15 protein-coding genes are annotated in these 25,510 nt (G+C 73.1%); 9 read left to right on the forward strand and 6 right to left on the reverse strand.

Annotated elements, in window-relative coordinates:
* Positions 1-27: 27 nt before the first annotated feature.
* From ACFUJ1_RS11470 to ACFUJ1_RS11485, 4 genes are all read right to left on the reverse strand, one after another.
* Positions 28-1,977: a hypothetical protein gene (locus ACFUJ1_RS11470; protein WP_378644845.1), complete on the reverse strand. Its 1,950-nt coding sequence runs from the start codon at positions 1,975-1,977 to the stop codon at positions 28-30.
* A gap of 197 nt (positions 1,978-2,174) precedes the next feature.
* Positions 2,175-2,915, reverse strand: coding sequence for a CPBP family intramembrane glutamic endopeptidase (locus ACFUJ1_RS11475; RefSeq protein ID WP_378644994.1), 741 nt, complete (start codon positions 2,913-2,915; stop codon positions 2,175-2,177).
* A gap of 152 nt (positions 2,916-3,067) precedes the next feature.
* On the reverse strand, positions 3,068-4,000 hold the full coding sequence (locus ACFUJ1_RS11480) for an RluA family pseudouridine synthase (RefSeq protein WP_378644847.1): 933 nt from the start codon (positions 3,998-4,000) through the stop codon (positions 3,068-3,070).
* A gap of 18 nt (positions 4,001-4,018) precedes the next feature.
* On the reverse strand, positions 4,019-4,447 hold the full coding sequence (locus ACFUJ1_RS11485; RefSeq protein ID WP_378644848.1) for a TIGR03667 family PPOX class F420-dependent oxidoreductase: 429 nt from the start codon (positions 4,445-4,447) through the stop codon (positions 4,019-4,021).
* A 148-nt stretch (positions 4,448-4,595) separates the two neighbouring features.
* Between ACFUJ1_RS11485 and ACFUJ1_RS11490 the strand changes: the two genes are divergently transcribed.
* Together ACFUJ1_RS11490 and ACFUJ1_RS11495 are read left to right on the forward strand one after the other, a co-directional pair.
* Positions 4,596-6,440: an ABC transporter ATP-binding protein gene (locus ACFUJ1_RS11490; RefSeq protein ID WP_378644850.1), complete on the forward strand. Its 1,845-nt coding sequence runs from the start codon at positions 4,596-4,598 to the stop codon at positions 6,438-6,440.
* Complete coding sequence (locus tag ACFUJ1_RS11495) at positions 6,437-8,173, forward strand: ABC transporter ATP-binding protein (protein WP_378644851.1); 1,737 nt, start codon at positions 6,437-6,439, stop codon at positions 8,171-8,173. Before ACFUJ1_RS11490 ends, ACFUJ1_RS11495 begins: the two co-directional genes overlap by 4 nt.
* 6 nt (positions 8,174-8,179) lie before the next feature.
* On the opposite strand, the gene ACFUJ1_RS11500 is transcribed toward ACFUJ1_RS11495, so the two are convergent.
* On the reverse strand, positions 8,180-9,526 hold the full coding sequence (locus ACFUJ1_RS11500) for an alpha/beta hydrolase family protein (RefSeq protein ID WP_378644853.1): 1,347 nt from the start codon (positions 9,524-9,526) through the stop codon (positions 8,180-8,182).
* A 196-nt stretch (positions 9,527-9,722) separates the two neighbouring features.
* Here ACFUJ1_RS11500 and ACFUJ1_RS11505 point away from each other — a divergent pair, with 196 nt between their 5' ends.
* On the forward strand, positions 9,723-9,848 hold the full coding sequence (locus tag ACFUJ1_RS11505; protein ID WP_378644854.1) for a hypothetical protein: 126 nt from the start codon (positions 9,723-9,725) through the stop codon (positions 9,846-9,848).
* 39 nt (positions 9,849-9,887) lie between these two features.
* On the opposite strand, the gene ACFUJ1_RS11510 is transcribed toward ACFUJ1_RS11505, so the two are convergent.
* Positions 9,888-10,343 (reverse strand): hypothetical protein, encoded by a 456-nt coding sequence (locus ACFUJ1_RS11510; RefSeq protein ID WP_378644856.1) that lies wholly within the window; start codon positions 10,341-10,343, stop codon positions 9,888-9,890.
* A 137-nt stretch (positions 10,344-10,480) separates the two neighbouring features.
* Between ACFUJ1_RS11510 and ACFUJ1_RS11515 the strand changes: the two genes are divergently transcribed.
* From ACFUJ1_RS11515 to ACFUJ1_RS11540, 6 genes are all read left to right on the forward strand, one after another.
* Entirely contained in the window at positions 10,481-11,764 is a 1,284-nt protein-coding gene (locus ACFUJ1_RS11515) for a SidA/IucD/PvdA family monooxygenase (protein WP_378644857.1), read from the forward strand.
* A gap of 42 nt (positions 11,765-11,806) precedes the next feature.
* Complete coding sequence (locus ACFUJ1_RS11520; protein WP_378644859.1) at positions 11,807-12,748, forward strand: methionyl-tRNA formyltransferase; 942 nt, start codon at positions 11,807-11,809, stop codon at positions 12,746-12,748.
* Between the two features lie 13 nt (positions 12,749-12,761).
* Positions 12,762-18,263 carry an amino acid adenylation domain-containing protein gene (locus ACFUJ1_RS11525; protein ID WP_378644861.1) on the forward strand — a complete coding sequence of 1,834 codons (5,502 nt, stop codon included), beginning with the start codon at positions 12,762-12,764 and terminating at the stop codon, positions 18,261-18,263.
* 45 nt (positions 18,264-18,308) lie between these two features.
* Positions 18,309-19,289, forward strand: a complete 981-nt coding sequence (locus ACFUJ1_RS11530) for an ABC transporter substrate-binding protein (protein WP_378644862.1) — start codon at positions 18,309-18,311, stop codon at positions 19,287-19,289.
* Positions 19,290-19,428: 139 nt separating this feature from the next.
* Positions 19,429-21,051: a condensation domain-containing protein gene (locus tag ACFUJ1_RS11535; RefSeq protein ID WP_378644864.1), complete on the forward strand. Its 1,623-nt coding sequence runs from the start codon at positions 19,429-19,431 to the stop codon at positions 21,049-21,051.
* A complete protein-coding gene (locus ACFUJ1_RS11540) occupies positions 21,048-25,385 on the forward strand; it encodes an AMP-binding protein (RefSeq protein WP_378644865.1) in 4,338 nt (1,445 codons plus the stop codon). The genes ACFUJ1_RS11535 and ACFUJ1_RS11540 overlap by 4 nt, the downstream gene beginning before the upstream one ends.
* Positions 25,386-25,510 lie beyond the last annotated feature (125 nt).

Consider the following 25,510-nt stretch of genomic DNA (forward strand, 5'->3'; position numbering starts at 1 on the left):
GGAAGCGGCCCTTTCGTTTGTGGTTTCTCAGCTGGTCATGGCGTAGGTGCGGCTGAGTTTGTGTGCCGCCTGCATGGCCTGGTCGACGACGGAGCGGGGGAGGCCCATTTCGGCGCCGATGCTGGCGGCGCTGCGGGAGCGGTCGGCCATCTCCAGGATTTCGGCGAGCTGCTCGACCGGGACCTGGGACCAGCCGCGGGCGACGATGGTCTTCGCCGCCGCCCAGGCGCCTGCTTCGTCGGATTCGATGACGAGGTCGTGGTCGGGGAGGGTCGGTTCCGGTTCGTTGGTGGTGAGGGCGGAGGTCAGCTCTTTCGGCTCCGTCGGGGCCGGGGCGGGTTCTGGCTCGGTCTCCGCCTCGGTGAACGGCAGGGATTCCTGCTTCGGTGGCTCGGGGGCGGTGACGGCGCGGAGGTGGATGCGGGGGGTTGCCGGTGGGCGCTGGTCGGGGTCGGTCCGGGAAGTCGGTGTGGTGCTCGGCTGCTCCCGAAGGTGATCCGGCCGCTCCGCTGTGGCGGGCTCGATCTTGTCGCGGGCGGGTGACGGCTCTGCTTCGGCGGCGACCGGTGCGGGCTTGGTCGGCTGCTCGGGGAGGGAGTCGGCGGGCTTCTCGTCGCGCTGGGCGTCATTGCGGGGCAGTTCGTGCTCGGTATCGGTGGCAGTCGGGTGAGGTGACCCGTTTCGGTCCGCGAGGCCGGTGTCCGGCAGGGCGGATGGCTGAGGGGCTGCCTCGGCCTCGGGATGCCCCTTCCGCGAGGGTTGTGGGGTCGGCTGGTCGGCCTCGGCGGAACTCTGCGGTTGCGCCTTTTCGGGCTCGGCTGCCGTCGAGACCTCGATGAGCGCCGCAGTGGGGTTCGCGGCGGCGTCCGCCTGCGGAACGGCGGGCGGGACGACAGCCTGCGGTGCTACGACGGCGCTGGTCTCCGCGGAACGGGCCCGTGACGCGGGGGCCGCCACCCTCTGCGCTGCCAGAGCGGCGGGAGAGACAGCGGCTGCCTCACTCGGTGTGGCCAGGGGCTGGGCGACAGCCCGATCCGGGGCCGCCGCCGAAACAACGGGATCACTCTCGGGGCGAGCCGACTCGATCCTCACCTGCTCGAACTCGGCGTGCGCCCGAGCCACCAGCTCGGCGAGATCGACCTCGCTCTGCGGAGCCGGGTACCGCTCGGCGAAAGCCTGGGTGCGGGCGACGGGTGCCTCGACCATGGAATCGATGGGCAGGTCGACCGAGGCGTCGTCGATGAGCTGTGCGTAGCGGGCGGCGACCCAGGAGTGCAGCCAGATCACGACGCCGACCATGATCGGGGCGATGGCGAACTCCGCTGCCCGGCCGAGTTCGCCTGCGGCCAGGTGCGGGCCCGCGTTGAGTCCGATGGTGGTGCCGAGCAGTGCGAGTTCGACCAGGATCACCCGGCCGCGCGGTAGCTCACGGCCCCACCGAGTGGCGGTGGTCGCGGCGATCATGATGACGATGATCGGTATGGAGATCATGGCTTCGATGCCGTAGCTGAGCCAGTACAGCGGGTCGGACATGTCCCCGCTCGGCACCAGGTTCCGCTGGACGTTCACACCCGCCCACACCATGCCGAGCACGACAACGGCGATCAGGGCCCTCGACGACCACTCGGCCCGGCGGTACAGCTGCGCGATCCTGGCGTCCTGCGAGGCGACCCGCCTCCGCGCGGCCAGCGCCTTGCGGTGCCAGCGCGCATCCGAATCCTCCGCCCGGCGGAGCGCGGAGTCGGCTCTGCGGTCCCGCTTCTCGGCGTCGAGTTCGTCCTGCATGGCGCGTCGCCGCTGCCCGCGCCGCTGCGACCGGATCCACTCGGCCAGCTCGCGCTCGGCCGCGACTTCGCCGTCGGACAGCACCTCGAGCAGGGCATTGTCGTGCTGCAGCGGCAGCTTTCCGCGCGCTGTCGCCACCTGGTGGGCCAAGGCGGCGATCTCTGCATGTCCGCTCGGGTTCTCGTCGCGCATCGCGAGCCTTTCCGGACCGGAGCCCGGAGGTAGCGGCCGCCGATCCGATGGTTCGAACGTATGTGTGATCGCGCCGAGAGTAGTCTCTGGCCCCTCGAGGGTCAATGCCGAGCAAACGGAGGCCGGCCCGCGGTCGCTTTCGATGCGCGGCTCGGCACGCTCGGTTGTCAGGGCACGCGTAGAGCTGTCGAACCCCGTCAGGCGAAGGTGGTATGCCAGACCAGGGCTGCGGCGAGCGCACCCGCGCCGTTCACCGACCAGTGCAGTGCGATCGGGGCGAGCAGGCTTCCGCTTCGGCGGCGCAGCCAGGTGAAGACGACGCCGGCGGCGCCGGTCACCAGCACCGCGAGGGCGATCCCGAGCACCTGCCCGACCCAGCCACCGCCGAGCACGGCGCCGAGTCCGGCATTGCCGCTCGTCAGCCCGAATGACGATGCGATGTGCCACAGGCCGAACAACAGCGACCCGGTGAAGAAGACCCCGCGCGCCCCGTAGACCCGATCGAGGGTGCCGTGCAGCACCCCGCGGAACGCCAGTTCCTCGGGGATCACCGTCTGCAGCGGAATGACGATCATGGACGCGATGAGCGCGCCGGAGATAGTGGCGTAGCGATCGGCCATGAAGAACGGGCGGGTGATGGGTAGCGCGGCGCCGATGGCGACCACGGTGAGCACGAGGGCGACGGCGCCGACCGCGTAGAGCGTCCCGCGCCGCCAGTGCCGGGGCGAGAGCCCGAGTTCGTGCCACCCGAGCCCGCGTCGGCGCATGAGCGCCAGCAACACGACGGCCGCCACCGGCACGCTGATCACATTGGCCCAGGCGGTGGTGAAGTGGGCGACGAGGTTGGTGCAGGCCAGTACGACTACAACGACGGCCACATCCAGGTAGGCGTGCAGCCTGCGCCGCGGCTCCTGCCCGGGGGCGGCGCCCGCCGTCACCGAGGTATCTGCGACGCGGACCGAGCCCGCTGGACCGGCGGTCGAGGTGAGGACTTGGAGGGAGGCCGGTTCACGCACCGGGCCCAGTGTACGGACGCTGCCTGAGTGCGGGAAAAGAGCCATCGATCAGCGCTTACCCCGCTGAACCGGTTCTAATTCGCCGCCCAGCCGACCGGGTCGTCCCATGCCCGCAACCGACGGGTAGTCCGAAATTCCCGCTCCACCCCGCTGAGCGGATCGGTGAACCCGAGCCGCGCGGCGAGCAGTTGCAGCGGCCGGGTGAAGTCGTCGATCGGCTTGTCGGTGACTTCCGGATAGAAGTCGTCACCGAGAATCGGCACCCCGAGGCTGTTCATATGCAGCCGCAACTGATGGGTCCGCCCGGTGTGCGGCCGCAGCCGATAGCGGCCGAGCCCATCACGATGCTCGAGCAACTCCACCTCGGTCAGCGAATTCGGCTCACCGGGCACCTCGAACGCGGGCAGGACGTGCTTCTCCTTGACGATCCGACTGGTCACCGTGCGCGGCAGCGCCAGCTCCGGGTCATACCGCGCGACGGCCTCGTACTCCTTGAAAACCTCGCGACGATGGAAAAGGGTCTGGTAGGCCCCGCGCCGGACCGGGTTCACCACGAAGAGCACGAGCCCGGCGGTGGCCCGATCCAGCCGGTGCGCGGGAATCAGCTCGGGCAGGTCGAGGTCGCGGCGCAGCCGGACCAGCGCGGTCTCCAGGATGTGCCGCCCACGCGGAATGGTCGCGAGGAAATGCGGCTTGTCCACCACCAGGATGTCGTCGTCCCGGTGCACCACGGTGATGTCGAACGGCACCGGCGTCTCGACCGGCAGATCTCGGTGGAACCACACGGCCCCGCCGGGCACGTACGGCGCATCCGGCGACAGGGGACCGTCCAGATCGACGACCGCACCGGCCGCCAGCATCTCGTCGATCCGCGCGGCGGGCACCCGGGGCAGCCGCTCCACGAGGTGATCGCGCAGCGAACCCCACGCACCCTCCTCGGGCAGCCGCAACCGAGCCGGGTCGAGCCCGTGCCGCTTGGGCAGCGGCGGCCGCTGACGGCGTCGCACCGGCCCGACCCTAGCCGGTCAGAACCCGCGCAACCGGTCCGGGACGATGCGGATCGCGGCGGAGTAGGTCGCGGTGAACTCCGCGCCGGTGAGGTTCAGGCTCCCGAGCCCTTCCTCGTACTTGGCGAGCAGGGCGCCGGTCTCGGCGTCGCCGGGCGGCACCTCCTCGATATGCGCGGTGCCGGTGAAAACCACGACGTCGCCGCCGGTCTCGGTGCTGTTGAAATGCACCGAGATCCGTGGGTTGCGTCGGATATTGCGAATCTTGGCCTGGTCCGGCCTGCTGAAGATCAGCAGGGTGCCGTCGGACCAGAGGAACCACACGGGGTTCGGCTGCGGGGTGCCGCTCGGGCCGACGGTGGTGAGCCAGGCGATCTGGTCGGAGGCGAGGCGCTCGGCGACGCGGGCGCCGAACTCGGTGTCGGTATCGACGACGGAAGAGGTCATCTCCGTCACAACAGCGCTGCGCCACCGAGGATTCCGACTATTCGGACAACTTCGAACCAATCAACCGCGATGGCAAAACTTAGCCTAACCTATCTTCGAGGCGGGGGGACTCCCGCTGCGTAACGACCACGGGCGAGAGGCGAGGCGCATGACGGTGCAGACCGCGCCGCCGACGGCAGAGCCGGGGAACCGGCCGCCGAAGGCGGTGCTGAAGGAACGCAAGCAGCAGGAGGCGCTGGCGCGGCGCGAGATCCTCGCCCCGGTGCAGCGCACGCTGACCCTCGCGAGCCTGGTGGTCGCGGTAGCCTCGCTCGGCACGGTGGTGCCGTTCATCCTCATCGTCGAGGCCAGCCGGGAGCTGCTCGCGGCGCAGACCGACACCGACCGGGTCTGGCGGCTGGTCTGGATCGCCATCGCGGTGCTCGTCGCCCGCGGCCTGCTGCAGGCCGCCGCGCTCACCTGGTCGCACCTGGTGGACGCGAACTTCCAGCTGACCGTGCGCCGCGCGCTCGCCGCCAAGCTGAGCCGGGTGCCGCTCGGCTGGTTCTCCGACCGCAGCTCCGGCGAGGTGAAGAAGTACCTGCAGGACGATGTGGAGGCGCTGCACTACCTGATCGCGCATGCCCGGCTGGAGTTCGTCGGCGCGGTCGTCGCCCCGCTGGTGGCGCTCGGCTACCTGTTCACGGTCGACTGGCGGCTCACCCTGGTGCTGCTGATTCCGCTGGTCATCTACTTCATCGGGCTCAGCCGCATGATGGACCAGGCAGGCCGGGATCGGCTCGCCGTCTACACCCGCACCTCGCGGACAGTGCAGGAGGCGGCGATCGAATTCGTCGACGGCATCCAGGTGGTGCGCACCTTCGGGCAGGCGGGCCGCGCGCACAGCGCCTACCGGGACGCGATCGAGCAGCAGGTGGCCGCGCTGGACCGGCTCAAGACGCCGCAGATCCGGCCGCAGTCGGTGACCGACGTGGTGATCGCCCCCGTCTTCGTCATGGTGGTGATCGTGGTCGCCGGACTGGCCGGGGTCGGGCTGGAGTGGCTGGCTCCGCTGGATGTACTGCCGTTCCTGCTGGTCGGGCTCGGTCTCGGCAGCTCGCTCATGGGGCTCGGGTACGGCGGGCAGGCGCTGCGCGAGGGTGGCGCGGCGGCGGTGCGGTTGCACGAGCTGCAGCAGACGCCGGAGCTGGCGGCCGGGTCCGGGGACGCGGTTCCCGATGTAACCGATCGCGGCCTGGTGCGCTTCGAGGACGTCACCTTCGGGTACCGGGAGGGCCATCCGGTCCTGCGCGAGGTCGAGCTGGAGCTGGTGCCCGGCACCATCACCGCGCTGGTCGGGCCGAGCGGGTCCGGCAAATCCACGCTGGCCAAGTTGCTGCCCCGGTTCTATGACGTCACCGGCGGGCGGATCACCATCGGCGGCAAGGACATCCGCGACTACGGCACCGAGGAGCTGTACCGCACCGTCGGTTTCGTGCTGCAGGACGTCCGGCTGATCCGCGGCAGCATCCGCGACAACCTGACGCTGGCTAGGGCGGACGCCGACGACGCCGCGCTGGAGGCGGCCGCCCGCGCCGCCCGGATCCACGACCGGATCCTCGCGCTGCCGCGCGGCTACGACTCCGAGATCGGCGTCGACGCGACGCTCTCCGGCGGCGAGGCGCAGCGCCTCTCCATCGCGCGGGCGCTGCTCGCCGATACCCCGGTGCTGGTCCTGGACGAGGCCACCGCCTTCGCCGACCCGGAATCCGAGGCGGCGGTGCAGGACGCGCTCGCCGTGCTGGTCGCGGGCCGCACCGTGCTGGTGATCGCGCACCGGTTGCACACCCTCACCGGCGTGGACCGGATCCTGGTGCTGGAGAACGGATCCCTGGTCGAGCAGGGCGACCACGAGACGCTGCGCACGGCGGGCGGCACCTATCAGAGACTCTGGGAGATCAACGAAGCCGCGCTCGGCGCGGTCGCGCTGGTGGAAAGCGAGGAGGTCCGATGATCGCCAAGGTGCTCGCGCTGGTACCCGAGCAGTTCCGGGGCAGGCTGCCGATCCTGCTCGCGGTGATCGTCGCGCAGGCGGTCGCGCAGGGCATCGGCTACCTGCTCTTGGTTCCGGTGCTGGAGGCCCTGTTCGAGGACCGGCTGGATCGCGCCTGGACCTGGACGATCGCCATGGTGGTCGCGGTCGCGGTGATGGCCGTCTTCAGCTACCTGCAGACCACCATCGCGCTCCGCATCGCGCTCGGCATGCAGCGCGACCTGCAGTTGCGCATCGGCGATCATCTGAACGCGATGCCGCTCGGCTGGTTCGAGACGCACGGCGCGGGTCCGATCGGCCGGCTCGCCACGGAGAACGTGCTCGAGGTGCAGCGGGCGCTCGCCTACCTGGTTGCCAAGGTGCTGACCGCGGTGATCGTGCCGGTCACCGTCGCCGTCGGCACGCTGTTCGTGGACTGGCGGATCTCGCTCACCATGCTGGTGGCCGCGCCGGTGCTGTACGCGGTGAACGTGCTGGCCAACCGGGCCTACTCCACCTCCGAGAAGCGGGTGCACGCGGCCGCGTCCGAGGCCGACGCGCGGGTGGTCGAGTTCGCGCAGGCGCAGCCGGTGCTCCGGGCCTTCGGCGCGGTCGGCAGCGGAAACAAGGCGCTGGACGGCGCGCTGCATCGGCAGAAGTCGGAGACCACGCGGACCGTATTCACCTCGGTCCCCGGCCTCATCGTGTTCGAGCTCTTCGTCCAGGCGGTGTTCCTCGTCCTGGTGTACGTGGTGATCACGCAGGCCACCGGCGGTTCCGTCTCGGCCGCCGTCGCCATCGCACTGATCGCGGTGAGCGCGCGGTTCGTCGAGCCGCTGACCCAGGCCGCGCAGATCGGCAACGGTCTGCGTATCGCCCGCAACTCCCTCGACCGGGTCACCGAGTTGCTCGCCGAGCCGGTGCTGCCGGAGGCCACCGAAGCTGTCACTCCCGGCGCACCCGAGGTGCGCTTCGAGGATGTCACCTTCGGGTACCGCGAGGGCGAGCCGGTGGTCAGCGGGGTGTCGTTCACCGTGCCCGCGGGCAGCACCACCGCCATTGTCGGGCCGAGTGGCTCCGGCAAGACAACGCTGCTGCGGCTCGCCGCCCGCTACCACGACGTGAACTCCGGGCGAGTGTTCGTCGGCGGGCACGATGTGCGGGAGCAGCCATCGCAGGTGCTTTTCGACCAGCTCGCGCTGGTCTTCCAGAACGTTTATCTGTTCGACCGCTCGGTCACCGAGAACATTCGTATCGGCCGCCCGGAGGCCACCGACGAGGAGGTGCGCCGGGTCGGCGAGGCGGCTCGCGTGGACGAGATCGCCGCGCGGCTGCCGGACGGGTGGGATACCAGGGTCGGCGAGGGCGGCGCTTCGCTCTCCGGCGGTGAGCGGCAGCGAGTTTCGATCGCACGGGCGCTGCTCAAGGAGGCGCCGATCGTGCTGCTGGACGAGGCGACGAGTGCGCTCGATCCGCACAGCGAGGCGGTCGTGGTGCGCGGGGTGCACGAGCTGACCCAGGGGAAGACGGTGATCGTGGTCGCGCATCGGCTGTCGACGATCGCGCACGCGGATCAGATCCTGTTCGTCGAGGGCGGAGCGATCGTCGAACGGGGCACGCACAGTGAGCTTTTGGAGCTCGGCGGGCGGTATGCGGCGTTCTGGAACGAACGGAGCCGGGCGAGCGGCTGGCGGTTGGAGCGGGCTGGGGTCTGACCGGGGTTACACCGGGCCGCCGGTGATGTCCGGATAGCGACTCGCCACCGCGGCGACGTCCGCCGGACGCTCGCCGAGTGGCGGGCCGAGCACGGCGGCGAGTAGATCGGCTGTCGCCCGGCGTGTTTCGACCGCGCTCCGCTCGCCGCCGAACCACCGTGCGGCGAGCGTGCGCACCGGTGGCGCCAGGAACAGCGGAGCATCGGTGAAGCCGAGGTGGTCGGTGCGGCCGATCGTGTAGTGGTGCCCGCCGCCCTGTACACCGCCGAGCAGCTTGCGGTTGCCATCGACGTAGGCGGCCGAGTGCCCGGTAAGCGCCGGGTCGCTGTCGATCAGCAGGTATGGGCCTGGCAACCGCTGGTCGGGAAGATCGCCGTAGAGCGTGCCGTCGATATTGGCGGCGGCAATCACCCGCGGGTCGTGGGCGAGGGCGGAGGCCGCCGCGGCGCCGCCGAAGGAGTGGCCCGCAGCGGCCACGCGGGTGGTGTCGATGCGGCCGGTGAGGACACTGTCGGCGGTACCGATCCGGTCCAGCGCGAAGGACAGATCCGCCGTGCGGACGGCGAGCTGGGCGGCCATCTCGGCGTCGGTGCCCGAGTTCGGTACCCCGTGCGCGACCGTGCCGTCGGCGAGTTCGGTGACCGCGACCTGGTACGGGTGGTCCACCGCGAGCACCACGAAACCGCGCGAGGCCAGCTCGGTGAGCAGTCCGGTGTAGACCGCGCGCGGCGCGCCGTAGCCGGGGGAGAAGAGGATGACCGGCCAGCGCGGCCGATCGTCGGCGAGCGGGACGTCGGCGCCGGCGTGCGTGTCGATCAGGTGGTATCTGGAGAGCAGCACCGACGGTATTCCGGAGATGGTGGCTGGCAGGTCACCGTGTCCGTCCAGATACAGGTACTGCCGTGGCATCGAACCGAATTCGGCCGGATACCACGCCTGGACCACGACATTGCGGTGGTCACCGGGGTCGGCGGTGGCGGGCTCGGGACGGGACTCGTCCACCCAGCGCAGCACGGTGCTGCCGACCGGGTAGGCGCCGTCCGGCGGGGGCAACCGCGGCACCGGCGGCAGCGCCCAGACCGCGGTGGCGACCGGGACCAGCACGCCGAGGAGCAGCGCGGCGGGCAGCGTGCGCCGCGGGGTGCGGACGAGTAGCCAGGTAGCGACCCCGAGCAGCAGGTACGCGGGCACCCGCTGCACGACGAAACCCTCGAAGAGCAGCTGGAATCCGGCGCCTGCGAAGAGCAGGGGGAGCAGCACCGGCGCCGCCAAGCGCGCGGTGCGTGGTGCGACGGCGCCGCCGACCGCGAGGAGTAGAGCGGCCACCACCAGGACCGCGTCCAGCACCGACATGCGTTCAGCCTCCCCGACTACCCGGCGATCCGCATCGGCCTTCGGAGGGCCACGGTGTACGCCGCAGGGAGGACAACCCGGGTGCGCAGTTGGGAAATAGGGGGAAAAGCCGGGCAGAGATGATGTGCGGGCACCCGACCCCGCTCTAGCGTCGCCTACGCGCACGCGGCACCGGGTGGGACGTCCCCGGTGCCGGGTGCGTGCGACCTACAGGGGGAACGATGGCGGTACCGGGATGATCGAGCTGGGCTGGACGATCGCCGTCGGATTGCCGCTGGTGGTGCTGATCTCGGTGATCCTGTGGCCGTCGGGACGACCGTGACCCGGTGCCCACGGGGGACACCGGGTCCGGATCAGGAACTCAGCAGGAGACCGAGGCGTAGTAGCCGACGGTGCAGACCGACTCGCTGGTGAGCTTCCAGCTGCCGCCGACCTGCCGCCAGGAGACCTCGATCAGCGGGAACGGGGCGTACCCGGAGACGGTGGTCTGCAGGTTGGCGGTGAGGGTGTCGCCCGCGACGTTGACCGGGCCGGTGACGTACCAGGCGAAGCTCGGCACCGAGGAGATCACGCCGGTGATCTTGTCGATGGTGGCGAGGTCGGATTCGCCGCCCTCCAGCTCGGCGGCCCTGGCGCCGCGGCCTGCGCCGGGGTTCAGCACCAGCTGCAGCTTGGCCTGCAGCTCGCCGACGGACGGCGCCGCGGTGTGCACCACGGCGGGCGCGGCGGTGGCGGGGGCGGCGATCGCGACGCTGCCCGCGCCGAGCAGAGCGCCGGCGGCTAGGACGATCGCGGTGCGGGTCCTGAGGTTGATCATGTGCGTATCCCATCGTTTCGTGCGGGGTGTGCCGTACACGTCGGCTTCGACGCGGGGGCTTGGCACCACTCAGCAATATAAGGTAAGCCTATGCAAACATGAAGGGCGACCGGTACCGCGAGAGTTGGGAGCACCCGGTGGACAGACTTCTGGTGATCGGGGCGGGGCCGAAGGCGATGGCCGTCGCGGCCAAGGCACACGTGCTCCGGCAGCTCGGTCTGCCCGCCCCGCACGTGACCGTGGTGGAGGCGCACGCGGTCGGCGGCAACTGGCTCCCGGGCGGCGGCTGGACCGACGGCAGGCACCGGCTCGGCACCAGCCCGGAGAAGGACATCGGCTTCCCGTACCACTCCACCTTCGCCCGCGGCCACAACCGCGCCATCAACGAGGCGATGAACGGCTTCAGCTGGACCGCCTTCCTGATCGACCGCGGCGACTACGCCGAGTGGGTCGACCGCGGCAGGCCGAGCCCGCACCACTACGTCTGGGCCAAGTACCTGCAGTGGGTGGCGCGCCGCTCGGAGGTCGAGGTGGTGCTCGGCACGGTCACCGAGGTGGCGGCGGCGGCGGACGGCTGGCTGGTCACGGTGCGCGACGGCGACGGCTCGCTCGCCCAGCTGGACGCCGACGGGCTGATGATCACCGGCCCCGGCCGCAGCGGCCGCGCGCTGGCCGAGCACCCGAAGATGCTGAGCATCGCCGAGTTCTGGGAGCTGACGGGGAAGCGGGCGCTGCCGCCCTCCTCGCGGGCCGCGGTGATCGGCGGCGGCGAGACGGCGGGTTCGGCGATGGACGAGCTGGTCAGGCACGACGTGCTGACGATCTCGGTGATCTCGCCCGCGGCCACCATCTACACCCGCGGCGAGAGCTACTTCGAGAACTCGCTCTACTCCGATCCGGCCAAGTGGCGCGCGCTGAGCGTCGCCGAGCGCAGGGACGTGGTGCGCCGCACCGACCGTGGCGTCTTCTCGGTGCGGGTGCAGGAGACGCTGCTCGGCGACAACCGGGTGCACCACCTGCAGGGCCGGGTGGTCCGGGTGGCCGACCACGGCGACGGCGTCGCGCTCACCCTGCGCAACGACCGCCGCCCGGACCAGACGCACGCCTTCGACCTGGTGGTCGATGCCACCGGCGGGCAGCCGCTGTGGTTCACCGAGCTGTTCGACGCCGACGCGGCCGACCTGCTCGAGCTCGCTGTCGGCGGTCCGGTCACGCAACCTCGGCTGGAAGCGGCAATCGCGCACGACCTCTCGGTGAGCGGTCTCGGTGCGAAGCTGTACCTGCCGAACCTGGCGGGGCTGTCGCAGGGCCCCGGCTTCCCGAACCTCAGCTGCCTCGGCGAACTCTCGGACCGGGTGCTGGCCTCCGCCTCGGCCCGGAGCTCCAGTTCCGCCCGGGCTGCCGCGCGGCTTAGCGAATAGGCTAGGCTTGCCTTACTTATTGTCGATGGCGAGGTTCGGTTCATGCGTATCGTGTCGTTCGGTTTCCAGACCTGGGGCCGCCGCACTCTCCAGGCCCTGATCGATTCGGAGCACGAGGTGGTCCTCGCGGTCACCCATCCGGCGAGCGAGCACGCCTACAAGGGCATCTTCTCCGACTCGGTCGAGGAGCTGGCCCGCGAGCACGGCATCCCGGTGCACCTCACCGAGCAGGCCGACGCGGCCACCATCGACCTGGTGAAGCGGGCCGAGCCGGACGTCATCGTGGTGAACAGCTGGTACACCTGGATGCCCGCCGAGCTGTACGCGATGCCGCCGCACGGCACGCTCAACCTGCACGATTCGCTGCTGCCGAAGTTCACCGGCTTCTCCCCGGTGCTGTGGGCGCTGATCAGCGGCGAGTCCGAGTTCGGACTGACCGTGCACCGGATGGACGAGCAGCTCGACACCGGCGACATCCTGGTGCAGCACCGGCTGCCGATCCCGCCCGGCGCCACCGGGACCGAGCTGGTCGAGGCTGGCATGGAGCTGATCCCGGGCGCGGTGCACGAGGCGCTGGACGCGCTGGCGAACGGCACCGCCGAGTGGACGCCGCAGCGCAGGGAGGAGCGCACCTACTTCCACAAGCGCTCGGAGCGGGACAGCCTGATCGACTGGAGCTGGGCGGCCGCCGATCTGGAGCGGTTCGTGCGCGCGCTCTCCGCGCCGTACCCGCGCGCCTTCGCCTACTACCGGGGCGAGCGGGTCGAGGTGCTGGCGGCCAAGGTCTCCGCGGCGCGCTACGGCGGCACCGCGGGCCGGGTCATCGTCCAGGAGGACGGCGGCGCCGTGGTCTGCGGCCCGAACCCCGTTCGCGGCACGAACCACGGACTGGTGATCACCGCCGTCCGCACCGCCGACGGCGTCGAGCACTCCGGTGCCGAATTCTTCCGCCGCGGCGGCTATCTCACCGATTCACCTGCCTGAGCGGAGCTCCGCCGTGTCGATCCTCGCCGATCTCGTCGTCCCCGCCGTCGCGGGCGATCCGCGCAGGCCGCTGGCCGACGGCAGGCGCCGGGCGCTCTTCCTGCAGACCAGGGATCCGGAGGAGACCGCGCTGAACGTCGCGGTCGCCTACCGGGTGGACGGCGCGCTCGACCCCGACCGGCTGCGCGCCGCGCTCGCCCAGGTCGCGGCCGAGCACGAAATCCTGCGCACCACCTACGGTTTCGATGCCGAGGGGGAGCCGTTCGAGGAGCTGCGGGCCGACACCGCGCCGAGCTGGCAGCTGCACGACATCGCCGAGCTGCCGGAGGCGAGCCGGGCGCGGCGGGTCGAGGTGCTGGCGCGGCGCGAGCTGGCGCGGCCGTTCGACCTGGCCGTCGAGGCGCCGCTGCGGGTCACGCTGATCCGCACCGGGGCGGCGGAGTTCGTGCTGGTGCTGGTGGCGCACGGCATCGCCTGGGACGAGGAGTCGGCGGGCGTCTTCGGCGTCGCGCTGGAGGCGGCCTACCGTTCCGGGGGCGATGAGACGGGGACTCCCGCGGGACCGAGAGCCGAGCCGGGCCGGACCGCTGCGGTCGCGGACGATCCGAGCGCCGCGGACCTCGACTTCTGGCGCTCGGCGCTGACCCCGCTGCCGGACCCCGTCGAGCTGCCGACCAGGCCGGTCACCGGCCCGGCCCGCCGGATCCGCCGGGTGACCCGCAGGCTCCCCGCCGGGTTGCTCGATCGGGTGCCCGGCGCCGAATCCGGCCATCCTGACCCCGCCTTCGGCGCGCTGGGCGCGGCCTTCGCCGCCCTCCTGCACCGCTACACCGCCGCCACCGACCTGCTCCTCGCGGTCCCGGTGAACAACCGTGGCGCCGCCTCCGCCGACCGTATCGGGTTCTTCGGCAACACGATCCTGCTCCGCACGCGAGTGCACTCCGCCGAGCCCTTCACCGAGCTGGCCGCGAGTTTCACCGAAGCAGCGGGCGCGGCCTTCGCGCACGCCCACGTCGGTATCGAGCACGTGGTCCGGGTGCTGAACCCGCGCCGCGCGGGCGCGCAGGACGGCCTGGATCGGCTGGCGCGCATCGCTTTCGGAGTGCGCACGGCCGAACCCGGTTTCGCACTCGGCGCGGCGAACGCGACCCCGCTGGAACTGGGCAGCCGCACCGCCGCGGTGCCGCTGCGCATCGACGTCGTCCGGGACGGCGCGGACGCGCGGGTGCAGGCCGAGTACCGGGACGGCCGGTTCGACGACGGGCTGATCGCGCAGCTGCTCACGCACTACGTCCGCCTCCTCGCGGACGCGGTCGCCGCGCCGGAGCGGACGGTGGGCGAGCTGGACCTGCTCGGCGCCGACGAGCGCGAGCGGCTGCGTGCGCAGTCGCACGGCGAGCTGGTCCCGACCCCGCCGAGCACCCTGGTCGCGCTCTTCGAGCACCGCGTGCGCCAAGCGCCGGGCGCACCCGCGCTGCTGGCGCCGAGCCGCACCGGCGACCGCACCATCGGCTACGCCGAGCTGGACCGCAGGGCGAACCGGCTGGCCCGCGAGCTGATCGCGCGCGAGATCGGCGCCGAGGACCTGGTCGCGCTGCGCCTGGCGACCTCGGTGGAGTACGTGGTCGCGGTCCTCGCGGTGCTCAAGGCAGGCGCCGCCTACCTGCCGATCGACCCCTCGTACCCGCAGGCCCGGATCGACTACGTGCTGGCCGACGCCGCGCCGCGGCTGATCCTCGACCCCGAATCGCTGGCCGCCGCCGAGCGCGCCGCCGCCGCGCTGCCATCGGAGCCGCTCGCCGACACCGAGCGGGCCCGCCCGCTGCGCCCGGCGAACCTGGCCTACGTCATCTACACATCGGGCTCCACCGGCAGGCCGAAGGGCGTTCCGGTCGCGCACGCGGCGATCGCGGAGCACCTCGACGGCTTCTGCGCGGAGTGGGGGATGACCGCCGACGACCGGCTGCTGCAGTCCTCCTCGATCGGCTTCGACGCCTCGCTGCTCGACATCTTCGTGACCTTCACCGTCGGCGCCTGCCTGGTGGTGCCGGAGCCGGACGCGCTGCGCGACCTCTCCTACACGGCCGAGATCATCGCGCGCTGCCGGGTCACCGTGCTGCACATGGTGCCGTCGACGCTGAGCACCCTGCTGCTGCTGCCCGAGGTGAGCGACTGGCGGGCGCTGCGCCGGGTGCCGGTGGGCGGCGAGGCGCTGCTCGGCGAGGTCGCCGACCGGTTCGCCGCGGTCTTCGACGCCGAGCTGCGCAACCACTACGGCCCCACCGAGGCGGTGGTCTGCGCGACGCACCAGGTGGTGGCCGGGCCGCAGGGCGCCGGGATCGTGCCGATCGGGGTGCCGAACCGGAATGTGCACGTGCACCTGCTCGACGCCGGGCTGCGGCCGGTGCCCGCCGGGGTGATCGGCGAGATCTACCTGGGCGGGGCGCAGCTGGCGCGCGGCTACCTGAACCGGGCCGGGCTGGCCGCGGAGCGCTTCGTCGCCGACCCGTTCCTGGCGGGCGGCAGGCTCTACCGCACCGGCGATCTGGCCCGGCGCAACCTGGCGGGCGAGATCGAGTTCGTCGGCCGCGCCGACGACCAGGTGAAGGTGCGCGGGCACCGGATCGAGCTGGGCGAGGTGCAGGCCGCGATCGCGGCGCACCCGGCGGTGGGGCACTGCGCCGTCGTCGCGGTCAGCGATCCGGCGCGCGGCACCACGCTCGCCGCCTACCTGGTGCCAGCGGGCAGCGGGCTGGTGCTGGAGCCGGAGCAGGTGCGGGCCCGCGCGGCCGTGAGCCTGCCGGAGTACATGCTGCCGAGCAGCTTCACCGTGCTGGAGCGGATTCCGCTGACCGAGCACGGCAAGCTGGATCGGGCCGCGCTGCCCGCACCCGCCCCGGTGAGCTCGCCGGTCTCCCGGGAACCGGCCACCGGCACCGAGATCCGGCTTGCGGCGCTCTTCGCCGAGATCTTCGGCGCCGAGCGGGTCGGGGCCGACGACTCCTTCTTCGAGCTGGGCGGGCACTCGCTGCTCGCCGGGCGGCTGGTGGCGCTGATCCGGGCGGAGTTCGGGGTCGCGGTCGATGTGCGGGCGCCGTTCGACACGCCGACGGTGGCCGGGCTGGCCGCCGCCATCGAGGCGGCGCCGCTGACCGCCTCGTCGCTGCCCGCGCCGACCAGGCAGGTGCGCAGGCCGGAACTGGCTCCGCTCTCGGTGGCCCAGGAGGCGCGCTGGTGGTCGCCGACGGATTCGCGCTGCGGGGTTCCCTTCGCGGTGCGGTTCGAGGGTCGGCTGGACCGCGCGGCGCTGATCGGCGCGCTTCGAGACACCCTCGCCAGGCACGAGATCCTGCGCACCCGGTTCGCGCCTGGGCCGGAGGGGACGCCGGTGCCGCAGCGGGTTCCGGTGGAGGAGATCGAGATTCCGGTGCGCACGGCCGGCTCGGCCGCCGAGCTGAACGCCGCGCTGGCCGAGGCCGCCGCGGCGGTCCCCGACCCGGTGGCGGGGCCCGGCATCCGGCCGGTGCTGCTGACCACGGACGCCGAGACGCACGTGCTGGTGCTGACCGCGCACCACCTGGTGGCGGACCACTGGTCGTTCCGCACGGTGCTGCGCGACCTCGCCCCCGCCTACCGCGCCCGGCTGCGCGGCGACACCGCGCACCGCCCGCTGCCCGAGCTGAGCTTCACCGACTACGCGCTCTGGCAGCGCGCCGCCGCGGGCCCGCTGCACGCGCAGGCCGAGTACTGGCGCGCCGCGCTCGCCGGCCTCCCCGCCCCGACCGGTCTCGCCACCGATCTGCCGCGCCGCGCATCGTCCGGAACTGAATCGCCCGCCGCCGATCCGCGCCGCGAACAGGGCGAAAACGGCTCCCACACCGCCCGGTTCACCATCGACCCGGTGTTGCGCGGGCGACTGCGCGCGCTCGCGGAGGGCGTCGGCGCCTCGGAGTTCATGCTGTACCAGGCGGCGGTCGCGGTGCTGCTGCACCAGCACGGCGCCGGCACCGATATCGCGCTCGGCGCCGCCATCGCCGGGCGCACCGACCCGGCGCTGGCCGACCTGGTCGGCCCGGTGGCGAACACCCTGGTCCTGCGCACCGATCTCACCGGCGATCCGACGCCGCGCGCGGTCCTCGAGCGCTCCAGGGCCACCGCGCTCGCCGCCTACGGCAACCAGGACGTCCCGGTGGAGTGCGTGCCCGGCGCGGCCGAGACCTTCGGCGCCACCCTCGATTTCCGCGAGCAGGACTGGTCCGCCGAGGCGCGGTTCGGCGAGGAGATCGCCGCCGCGGTGCTTCCGCTGCCCGGCGATCCCGCCCTGCGCGACATCGGCTTCGCCTTCCACTGTGCCCAGGACGGCGGCTTCGACGCGGCGATCACGGTGCGCGCGAACCTTTTCCGGCCCGCGTCGGCCGAGCTCTTCGCCGGCCGGGCGCGCCGGCTGCTCACCGCCTTCGCCGACACCCCCGACCGGCCGCTGAGCCGGCTCGGCGTCGGCACCGGCGAGGAGCGCGAACGGGTGCTGCGCGAGTGGTCGGCCGGGGTCGAGCCGCCGTTCGGGCCTGCGGCACCCGGGCTGCTGTGGCGCGGCCGGATGTTCCCCGGCCAGCGCCCGGCGCTGCGCTGCGGTGGCGAGACCCTGGACTACCAAACCCTTTTCCAGCGCGTCGACGAGGTGAAGGACGCGGCCCCCGCCACCGGGATCGCGGCCGCGGACATCGTGCGGCTGCTGGTCGCCTTCGACGCCGCAGCGCAGTCCGACACCCCGATCACGCTGGCGGCCGGCTGCACCGGCACCGGACGGGTCGTGATCGCGCCCGCCGCGGTGGCCGCGGCGGTGGCCGATCGCCGCGCGGTGGTCACCGACTGCGCGCCCGGCAGCACCGACCGGGCGCGCGGCTCGGTGGACGTGCGGCTGGTGGTCGCGCCTGCGCCGACGGTCGCGGTGCTGGTCGAGGTGCTCGCCGGGCTGGTGGACGGCGCCACCGTCGTGGTCGCCGAGCCGAGCCGGGCCGCCGCCTTCCTCGACGCCGAGCGGGTGACGCACGTGGTCGCCGCGGCCGGCACCGTGCTCGGCCGGGACGGCGCGCTCCGGGACGGCCCGAACCGCTGGGCCGAGGTCAGGCGCTGGGACCTCTGGGGCGAGGGCGGTCCGAGCGAATCCGAGTGCGCGCGCATTGCTTTCGACACCCCGGCCGAGTTCCCGGCCAGGGCGGCGGGGACGGTCGGCTACGCGCCGGCCGTGACCGTCGGCGCGGTGGCGCGCGGGCCGGTGGACGGCAGCGGGCGGGTCCGCCCGATCCCGGGCGCGCGGGTGTACGTGCTGGATCCGGCCGGGCAGCCGTGCGCGCCGGGAGTGCCGGGTGCGGTGTACGTCGGCGGCGCCGCGCTCGGCGTGGCCGACGCCGCGGACGCGCGGTTCGAGGACGACCCGCTGCAGCCGGGGGAGCGCCGCTACCGCACCGGCGACACCGCGCACTGGACCGTCGACGGCTGGCTGAAATTCGCTTAGCCTAACCTTTGAAAAAACCGACCGTTCGATTCGAGGAGCTGACCCATGCCGTCGACAACGAGACGCGGCCCCGCCGCCAGGCTCGGCTTCGCGCTGCTCGCGCTCGGGGTCGCGCTCGGCGTGGTCGCCTGCGGCGGCTCCGGTGATTCCGGCGGCGGCGACGGCGCGGTGACGATCACGCACAACTACGGCGAGACCGTGGTCGACGGCACCCCGGAGCGCATCGTCACGCTCGGCAACCAGTGGCTCGACGCCACCCAGGCCTTCGGCATCACCCCGGTCGGCTACGCGGACAACATCTCCATCGGCGCCAAGACCAAGGTGCCGTGGGAGCCGGACTCGCTGAGCCAGGCCACCGTGCTCAACGCGGGCGGCGACATCGCCGAGCAGATCGCCGGGCTGGAGCCGGATTTGATCCTGGTGCCGAGCTACCTGGTCGACAGGGCGCTGTACGACAAGCTCTCCAAGCTCGCCCCGACGATCGGCGCGGTCACCGCGAACGCCCAGGTGGACAACTGGACCGACCAGGTGACCGCGCTCGGCAAGATCCTGGACCGGGAGGGCGACGCGCAGGGCATCATCGACGGCGTCGACGCCAAGGTCGACGGGTTCGCGCAGAAGTACCCGAAGCTGTCCGGCAAGACCTTCCTCACCTGCATGCTCACCGGCCCGGCCCAGCTCATGGTGCTGGCCGATCCCAAGGACGGCTCGGCGGCGCTCTTCGAGCGGCTCGGCATGAGCATCCCGCGGAAGATCGCGGACGAGGCGCCCGCGGGCGGCAGGCTCGCGCTCTCGCCGGAGCGGCTCGGCGACCTGACCTCCGACATGCTGATCTGTGGCGCGCTGCCCGCCTTCGAGGAGAAGTTCAAGCAGCTGCCCGGCTACGCCGAGCTGCCCGCGGTGAAGTCCGGCGGCATCGCCTTCATCGACGTGATGACGATCAGCGCGCTGAACACCCCCACCCCGCTGAACACCCCGTACGTGCTGGACAAGCTGGCGCCGACCTTCGAGGCGCTGAACAAGTAGCGGGTTGCGGTTGGTACCGGACGAGCGGTCTGGTTAGGATAGGCTAACTTTGGTCGCGCGGTCCGTCGGGCAGGCGATCGGTTGTTCGGACTGAAGCCGGGCGGTCGTCGATTCGCCGCCGCGGCGCGGAAGGATCGCGATGCCAGACTCGCTCGTGCAGGACTCCACCGGCCGGAACGGCTCCGCGGGCCGGGCGGCGCGCCCGGTTCCGCTCGCGCCCGCCCAGCAGGCCGTGCTGCTCCCGGAGCGGCTGCGCCGCACCCCGGCCGCGAATCTCTTCCTCGCGCTGGAGCTCACCGGCGAACTCGATGACGATGCCGTGCGCCGCGCGGTCACCGCGGTGCTGACCGGGCACGAGATCCTGCGCAGCGTCTTCCCGGACGATCGCCGGGTGCCCTACCAGCGCGCCGACGACCTGCCCGGCTCGGTGCTCGCGCTCGGTGCGCCGGATGCCGGGCACGTCTTCGACCTGGTGCGCGAGATTCCCGTCCGGGTCACGCTCGACCGCACCGGGGAGCGCGCGGTGCTGGCGTTCACGGTGCATCCGGTGGCCGCCGACGACGTCTCGCTGGAGCTGCTCGCCGAGGCGCTCTTCGCCGCGCTCGACACCGGCGAGGTGACCGGGTCCAGCTTCCGCGCGGCGGTTCCTGCGCTGGTCAAGGGGATGGCGGTGGATCCGGCGGCCGACGCCGACGCCGGGTACTGGCTGGCCGGGCTGGCCGACCTGCCGGAGCGCGCGGTGCCGGTCGAGCCCGGCGCGGCCGCACGGCACAGCTTCCGGATCGCGCCGGAGGCGCTGGCCGATCTCACCGCGGGGCAGGACCCGGCGGCCGCCTTCGCGGCGCTGCTGGCGAAGGCGCTCGGCACCGCGGGGCTCGGCGACGATCCGGCCGTCGGGCTCTTCGACCCGGCCAGGGACGAGGCCACCGCCTCGACCATCGGCCCCTTCGGCAACTACCTGGTGCTGCGCGGCCTCACCGGTGCCGAGGCGCCGCGGCAGGCCGTGCTCGGCGCGGCCGAGGTGCTGGCGGCGGCGCGGGCGCACGGCTCGACCCGGATCGAGTTCCTGACCCACCGGCTGCGCGGTGCGGCGGCGGTCTCCGGCGGCGCGCTCTTCCAGGCCGCGCTGGTGGTGCGGTCCGGACATGCCATCGCGCACAGCGGGTCCGGGTACACCGCGCGCGAGCTCGACCGGCGGCTCGCCCGCCCGCACGGGGTGGAGCTGCTGGTCGACGTGCGGCTGGACGACGACGGCGCGCTGGTGACCGTCGATTCGCCCGCCGCCCCCGCCGCGCTGCCCGAGTTCATCGCCGAGCTGGAGCGCCGCGCCCTGGCCTGGGCCGACGGCCGCGACGATGGCGGTGCCGTCCCGCTGTTCCAGCAGCCCGTCGCCACCGCGGGCGAGCTCGGCCCCGGTCTCGGCGGCCCGCTGCGGACCGAGGCGGAGCACACCCTGGCTGCCGCCATCCGCACCGTGCTCGAGCTGGACGAGGACGACGAGGTGGGCCGCGAGGACACCTTCTTCTCCCTGGGCGGCGACTCCATCGCCGCACTGCGGCTGGTCACCGTGCTGGCCGAGCAGGGCTTCGCGCTGGACGTGCAGACCGTGTTCGGCTTCCCGGCGGTGCACGAGCTCGCCGAGCAGCTGGAGGCCGCGCCCGAGCAGGTGGCCGCGCCGGAGCCGCAGGCCGCCGCGCCGCTCAGCGCCTCCGGGCTCGACCCGGCGGTGCTGGCCGCGCTCGGCAAGAAGTTCGGCGCGTGAGCACCTCCATCCTCGACGTCGTCGCGCTCTCGCCGCTGCAGCGCGGGCTGTACTCGGTGAGCGCGACCTCCGGCGACGTCGACCCCTACCTGGTGACCTTCGCGGTGCGGGTGGACGGCCTCGCCGACCTCGGCAGCCTGCGCAAGGCCTTCGACCAGGTGCTGGAGCGGTATCCGCACCTGGGCGGCGCGGTCGTCACCGACGGGCTGCCGCACCCGGTGCTGGTGACCACCTCCGCGGGCCGGATCGGCTGGCGCGAGCTGGATCTGCGCGGCGAACCCGATCCGGCGGCGGCCGCGCGGCAGCTCTACCTGGACGAGGGGCGCACGCGGATCGATCTCGACGCGGGGCCGCTGTTCCGGGTGGTCGCCGCGCGGGTCGGGGCGCAGGAGTACGAGCTGGTCTGCACCGCGCACCACATCGTGGTGGACGGCTGGTCCGTTCCGTTGATCTTCGCCGACCTGCTCGCGCTGCACCGGGGCGAGGGCGCCGGGCTGCCCCCCGCCCCGCCGCTGCGCGAGCACGCGGCCTGGCTGGCGAGCAGGGACACCGAGGCGTCGGCCGGGGCGTGGACCGCGGCGCTGGCCGGGCTCGCCCCGATGCCCATGATCGCCGGGCCCGCGCCCGCCGACATCCCGGTGCTCGGCGAGGCCAGGCTCTCGCCCGAGCGCACCGCCGCCGTCACCGGCTGGGCGCGCGCGCACGGGCTCACCCTGAACACCGTGCTGCAGCTGGCCTGGGCGCGGGTGCTCTCCGCACTCACCGGGCGCGACGACGTGGTGTTCGGGCAGACCACCTCCGGGCGGGACGGCTCGCTGCCGAACGCCGACCGGCTGGTCGGGGCGCTGGTGACCACGATCCCGGTGCGGGTCCGGCTGGACGGGCGGGCGCCTGCCGAGATCGGCGGGGAGCTGCAGAAGGAGGTCGCGCGGCTGCGGGCGCACGAGTACCTCGGCATCGCGGAGATCACCAAGCGGGCCGGGGTGGGGCAGCTCTTCGACACGCTGCTGGTCTTCGAGAACACGCCGATGGGCGACATCACCGCGCGGATGCCGCTCGGCGACGGAGCCACGCTGGTGCCGCAGCGGATCGACTCGCCGAGCCACTACCCGATCGCGGTGGTTCCGGTGCTGGAGCAGGGGTCGCTGATCAACCGGGTGGAGATCCGGCCGGATCTGGTGCGGCGGTTCGAGCCGGATGCGCTGGCGGAGCGGGTGCTCGCGGTGCTGGAGCGGATCACCGGCGCCGCCCGGGCGGCCGATGTAGCGGTGCTGCTCGACGGGGAGCCCGCCGCGCTGGCCGCGCCGGATGCGCTGGCCGGGCCTGGTGCGGTGGCCGGGCCTGGTGCGGTGGCCGGGCCGGATGCCGTCGCCGTGCCGGGGGATGTGCCGCACACGCTGCTCGCGGCCGTCGAGCGGTTCGGCGACCGGAGCGCCGTCGTGGACGAGGTGGGGCAGCACTCGTACGCCGAGTTCGGCGCCGCCGTCCTGGCGCTGGCCGCCGGACTCGCCGCGCGCGGGGTCGGGCCGGGGAGCGCCGTCGCGGTGGCGCTGCCGCGCGACCGCCGAGTCCTGCACGCGCCCTTCGCGATCGGCCTCACCGGCGCGACCTGCGTGCACGTCGACCCCGCCACCCCGCCCGACCGGCTCGCCTACATCGCCGAAACCGCAGGCGTGCGTCTGGTTCTCGCCGATGCCGCCCTCGCCGATGTCCTGGCCGAAACCGGTCTAACCCACCTCGTCCCCGACAACGCCGGTGCCCTGCGCGAACTGTCCCCCGCCGCAGGCGGAACTCTCGCCACCGCGGGCGACGGGTTCCCGCCGGTCCCGGCGGAGAACCCGTTCTACGTCGTCTTCACCTCCGGCACCACCGGCCGCCCCAAGGGCGTCGCGGTGCCGCACCGCGCCCTGCTCAACCACTGGGACAACCACGAGCGCCGCATCTTCGCCCCGGAGAGCGCGGCGGCGGGCAGGCCGCTGCGCGTCGGCCACGGCTGGTCCACCGGCTTCGACGCCGCCTGGCAGCCGAGCATCGCCCTGCTCTCCGGCCACACCGTCGTGCTGCTCGGCGACGGCGAGCGCACCGACGCCGAGCGGATCGTCGCGGCCATCGCGACCAACGGCATCGATATCTTCGACACCTCGCCCTCCATGCTGAACCGGCTCGTCGCCGCCGGGCTCTTCACCGACCGCGACGGCCGCGAGCACTGCCCCCTGCGCGTGCTCGCCCTCGGCGGCGAGGCCATCAGCCAGGACACCTGGAACCGCCTGCGCGGCCTCGCGGACACCAGGGTGATCAACTTCTACGGCCCGACCGAGACCACGGTCGAGGCGCTCATGGCCGACGTGCACGAGCACGAGACCCCGACCATCGGCCACACCTTCGGCGGCATGACCGCCGAGGTGCTCGACCACCGCCTGCGCCCGGTGCCCCCCGGCGGCCAGGGCGAGCTGTACCTCTCCGGCGCGCAGCTGGCCCATGGCTACCTGCGCCGCCCCGGGCAGACCGCGGCCGCCTTCGTGGCAGGCCCGGCCGGAAGGCGCTACCGCACCGGCGATCTGGTGCGCCGCACCCAGGCGGGCACCGTGGTCTACGAGGGCCGGATCGACAGCCAGGTGAAGATCAACGGCTACCGGGTCGAGCCGGACGAGGCCACCGCCGTGCTCCGTGAGATCCCCGGCGTGCGGCACGCCGCCGCGCTCGCCTTCACCGCGGGTGGCCGCACCCGGCTCGGCGCGCTGGTGGTCTCGGACCGCCCGGCCACCGCCATCCGCGCGGCCGCCGCCCGCAGGCTCCCGCAGTTCCTGGTGCCGACCCGGATCGTGCACGTGGCCGAGATCCCGCTGAACCGCAACGACAAGCTCGACACGCACGCCGCGACCGCGCTGCTCACCGCCCCGGTGGCGACCGGCGCCGCGGCCGAGCCCGGCACCGAGACCGAGCGCGCGCTGCTCGGCGTGCTCGCGGAGATGCACGCGGGCGGCGCCGGAATCCTGGACAGTCTGGTCGATCTCGGGATCGACAGCATCGGCGTGATCGACCTGGTCTCGCGGCTGCGCGGGGCCGGCTACCGGGTCGCGGCGCGGGATGTGCTCGGCGCCGCCGACCTGCGCGAGCTGGCCGCATTGCTGGACGGGGCCGGGGAGCCGGACGCGGGTGGCGAGGTGCTCGCGGCGGGCGCGGTGCTGCCGCTGACCGCGCTGGCCCTGGAGATCATCGGGCAGGGCGGGTACGGGCACCTGACCCAGAGCCAGGTGCTGACGCTGCCGCCCGGGGTCGACCCGGCCGGGGCCGAGGAGGTGCTGCGCGCGCTGGCGACGGCGCACCCGGCGCTGCGCTCGCGGCTCGGCGCGGTCGACGGCGTCCCTGCGCTGATCGTGCTGGCGCCGGAGGAGTTCCTGGTCGAGGTCGCCGTGGCCGCGCCGGGCTCGGCGACGCCGCGCGAGCTGCTCGCCGCCACCGTCGACCGGCTCGACCCGGCCGCCGGACGGATGGTCGCGGCCACCGTGCTCACCGGCGCGGAACCGCGGCTGCTGCTCTCCGTCCACCACCTCGCGGTGGACGTGGTGTCCTGGCTGATCCTCGCCGACGACCTGCGCGGGCTGGCCGACGGGCGCGCGCCGCTGGTCGAGTACGCGCAGCCGGGAGCGGTGGTTCCCGCTGCGGCGGAGCCGCTTCCGGTGCTGGGCACGCCGCTCGCCGGGCGGCTCACCGACCCGGCGCTCGACCGGGCCGCCGACGCGCACCAGCACGTGGTCGAGCTCGACCCGGCGCGCACCGCCGCGTTGCTCGCGCGATGTGCGGCGAGCGACGTTCCGCTGGAGGAGGTGCTGATCGTGGCCTGCGCCCGCGCCTTCGACGGGCTCGCCGACGCGGCGGGGCGGGTGGCGATCACCAGGGAGTCGCACGGGCGGCCCGCCGACGACGACAGCAGGCGGGTCGGCTGGTTCACCGTCGAGGAGACGGTGACCGTGCCCGGCGCGGTGGTCGCGGAGTGGAGCCCGGCGGCGGGGCGGCCCGCGCTCGCCGAGCGCTCGACGGTGGTGCGGGGGCAGCTGCGGTTGAACCACCTCGGTCGCTTCGACCAGCTCACCGGAGGTAGCGGGCCGTGGGCGCCGGTTCCGATGGCGGAGTTCACCGCCGAGTTCGGCATCGCGCAGCATCCCGAGCTGCCGCTGCGCTTCACCGTCGACATCACGACGGTGGTGATTCAGCGGGAAGGTGCGCCGGTGCTGGTGGGGCAGTTCGACATCAACGGCGCCGTGCTGAGTTCCGCGGCCGCCGCCGAGTACCCGGCTCGCTGGCGCGAGGTGGTCTCCGCGCTCGCGGAGTGAGGCCGGAACCGGGCAGCGGGGGATACGCGACCTCGCTGCCCGGACCGCCGGTCGCGCGCGACGGAGCCCACCGTCGGCGCGCCGTGGCACAGCGCCCACCCAGCAACCTTGCCGATGAGTTAGCA

Origin of the sequence: Nocardia sp. NPDC057227 (assembly GCF_042669725.1) — a bacterium.
Taxonomy (GTDB): domain Bacteria; phylum Actinomycetota; class Actinomycetes; order Mycobacteriales; family Mycobacteriaceae; genus Nocardia; species Nocardia asteroides_A.

Excerpts from the sequence above, each read along its gene's own strand:
- ACFUJ1_RS11520 (WP_378644859.1), top strand. The coding sequence starts at position 11,807 with ATGCGTATCGTGTCGTTCGGTTTCCAGACCTGGGGCCGCCGCACTCTC.
- ACFUJ1_RS11535 (WP_378644864.1), top strand. The coding sequence starts at position 19,429 with ATGCCAGACTCGCTCGTGCAGGACTCCACCGGCCGGAACGGCTCCGCG.
- ACFUJ1_RS11470 (WP_378644845.1), bottom strand. The coding sequence starts at position 1,977 with ATGCGCGACGAGAACCCGAGCGGACATGCAGAGATCGCCGCCTTGGCC.
- ACFUJ1_RS11500 (WP_378644853.1), bottom strand. The coding sequence starts at position 9,526 with ATGTCGGTGCTGGACGCGGTCCTGGTGGTGGCCGCTCTACTCCTCGCG.
- ACFUJ1_RS11510 (WP_378644856.1), bottom strand. The coding sequence starts at position 10,343 with ATGATCAACCTCAGGACCCGCACCGCGATCGTCCTAGCCGCCGGCGCT.
- ACFUJ1_RS11485 (WP_378644848.1), bottom strand. The coding sequence starts at position 4,447 with ATGACCTCTTCCGTCGTCGATACCGACACCGAGTTCGGCGCCCGCGTC.
- ACFUJ1_RS11490 (WP_378644850.1), top strand. The coding sequence starts at position 4,596 with ATGACGGTGCAGACCGCGCCGCCGACGGCAGAGCCGGGGAACCGGCCG.
- ACFUJ1_RS11495 (WP_378644851.1), top strand. The coding sequence starts at position 6,437 with ATGATCGCCAAGGTGCTCGCGCTGGTACCCGAGCAGTTCCGGGGCAGG.
- ACFUJ1_RS11530 (WP_378644862.1), top strand. The coding sequence starts at position 18,309 with ATGCCGTCGACAACGAGACGCGGCCCCGCCGCCAGGCTCGGCTTCGCG.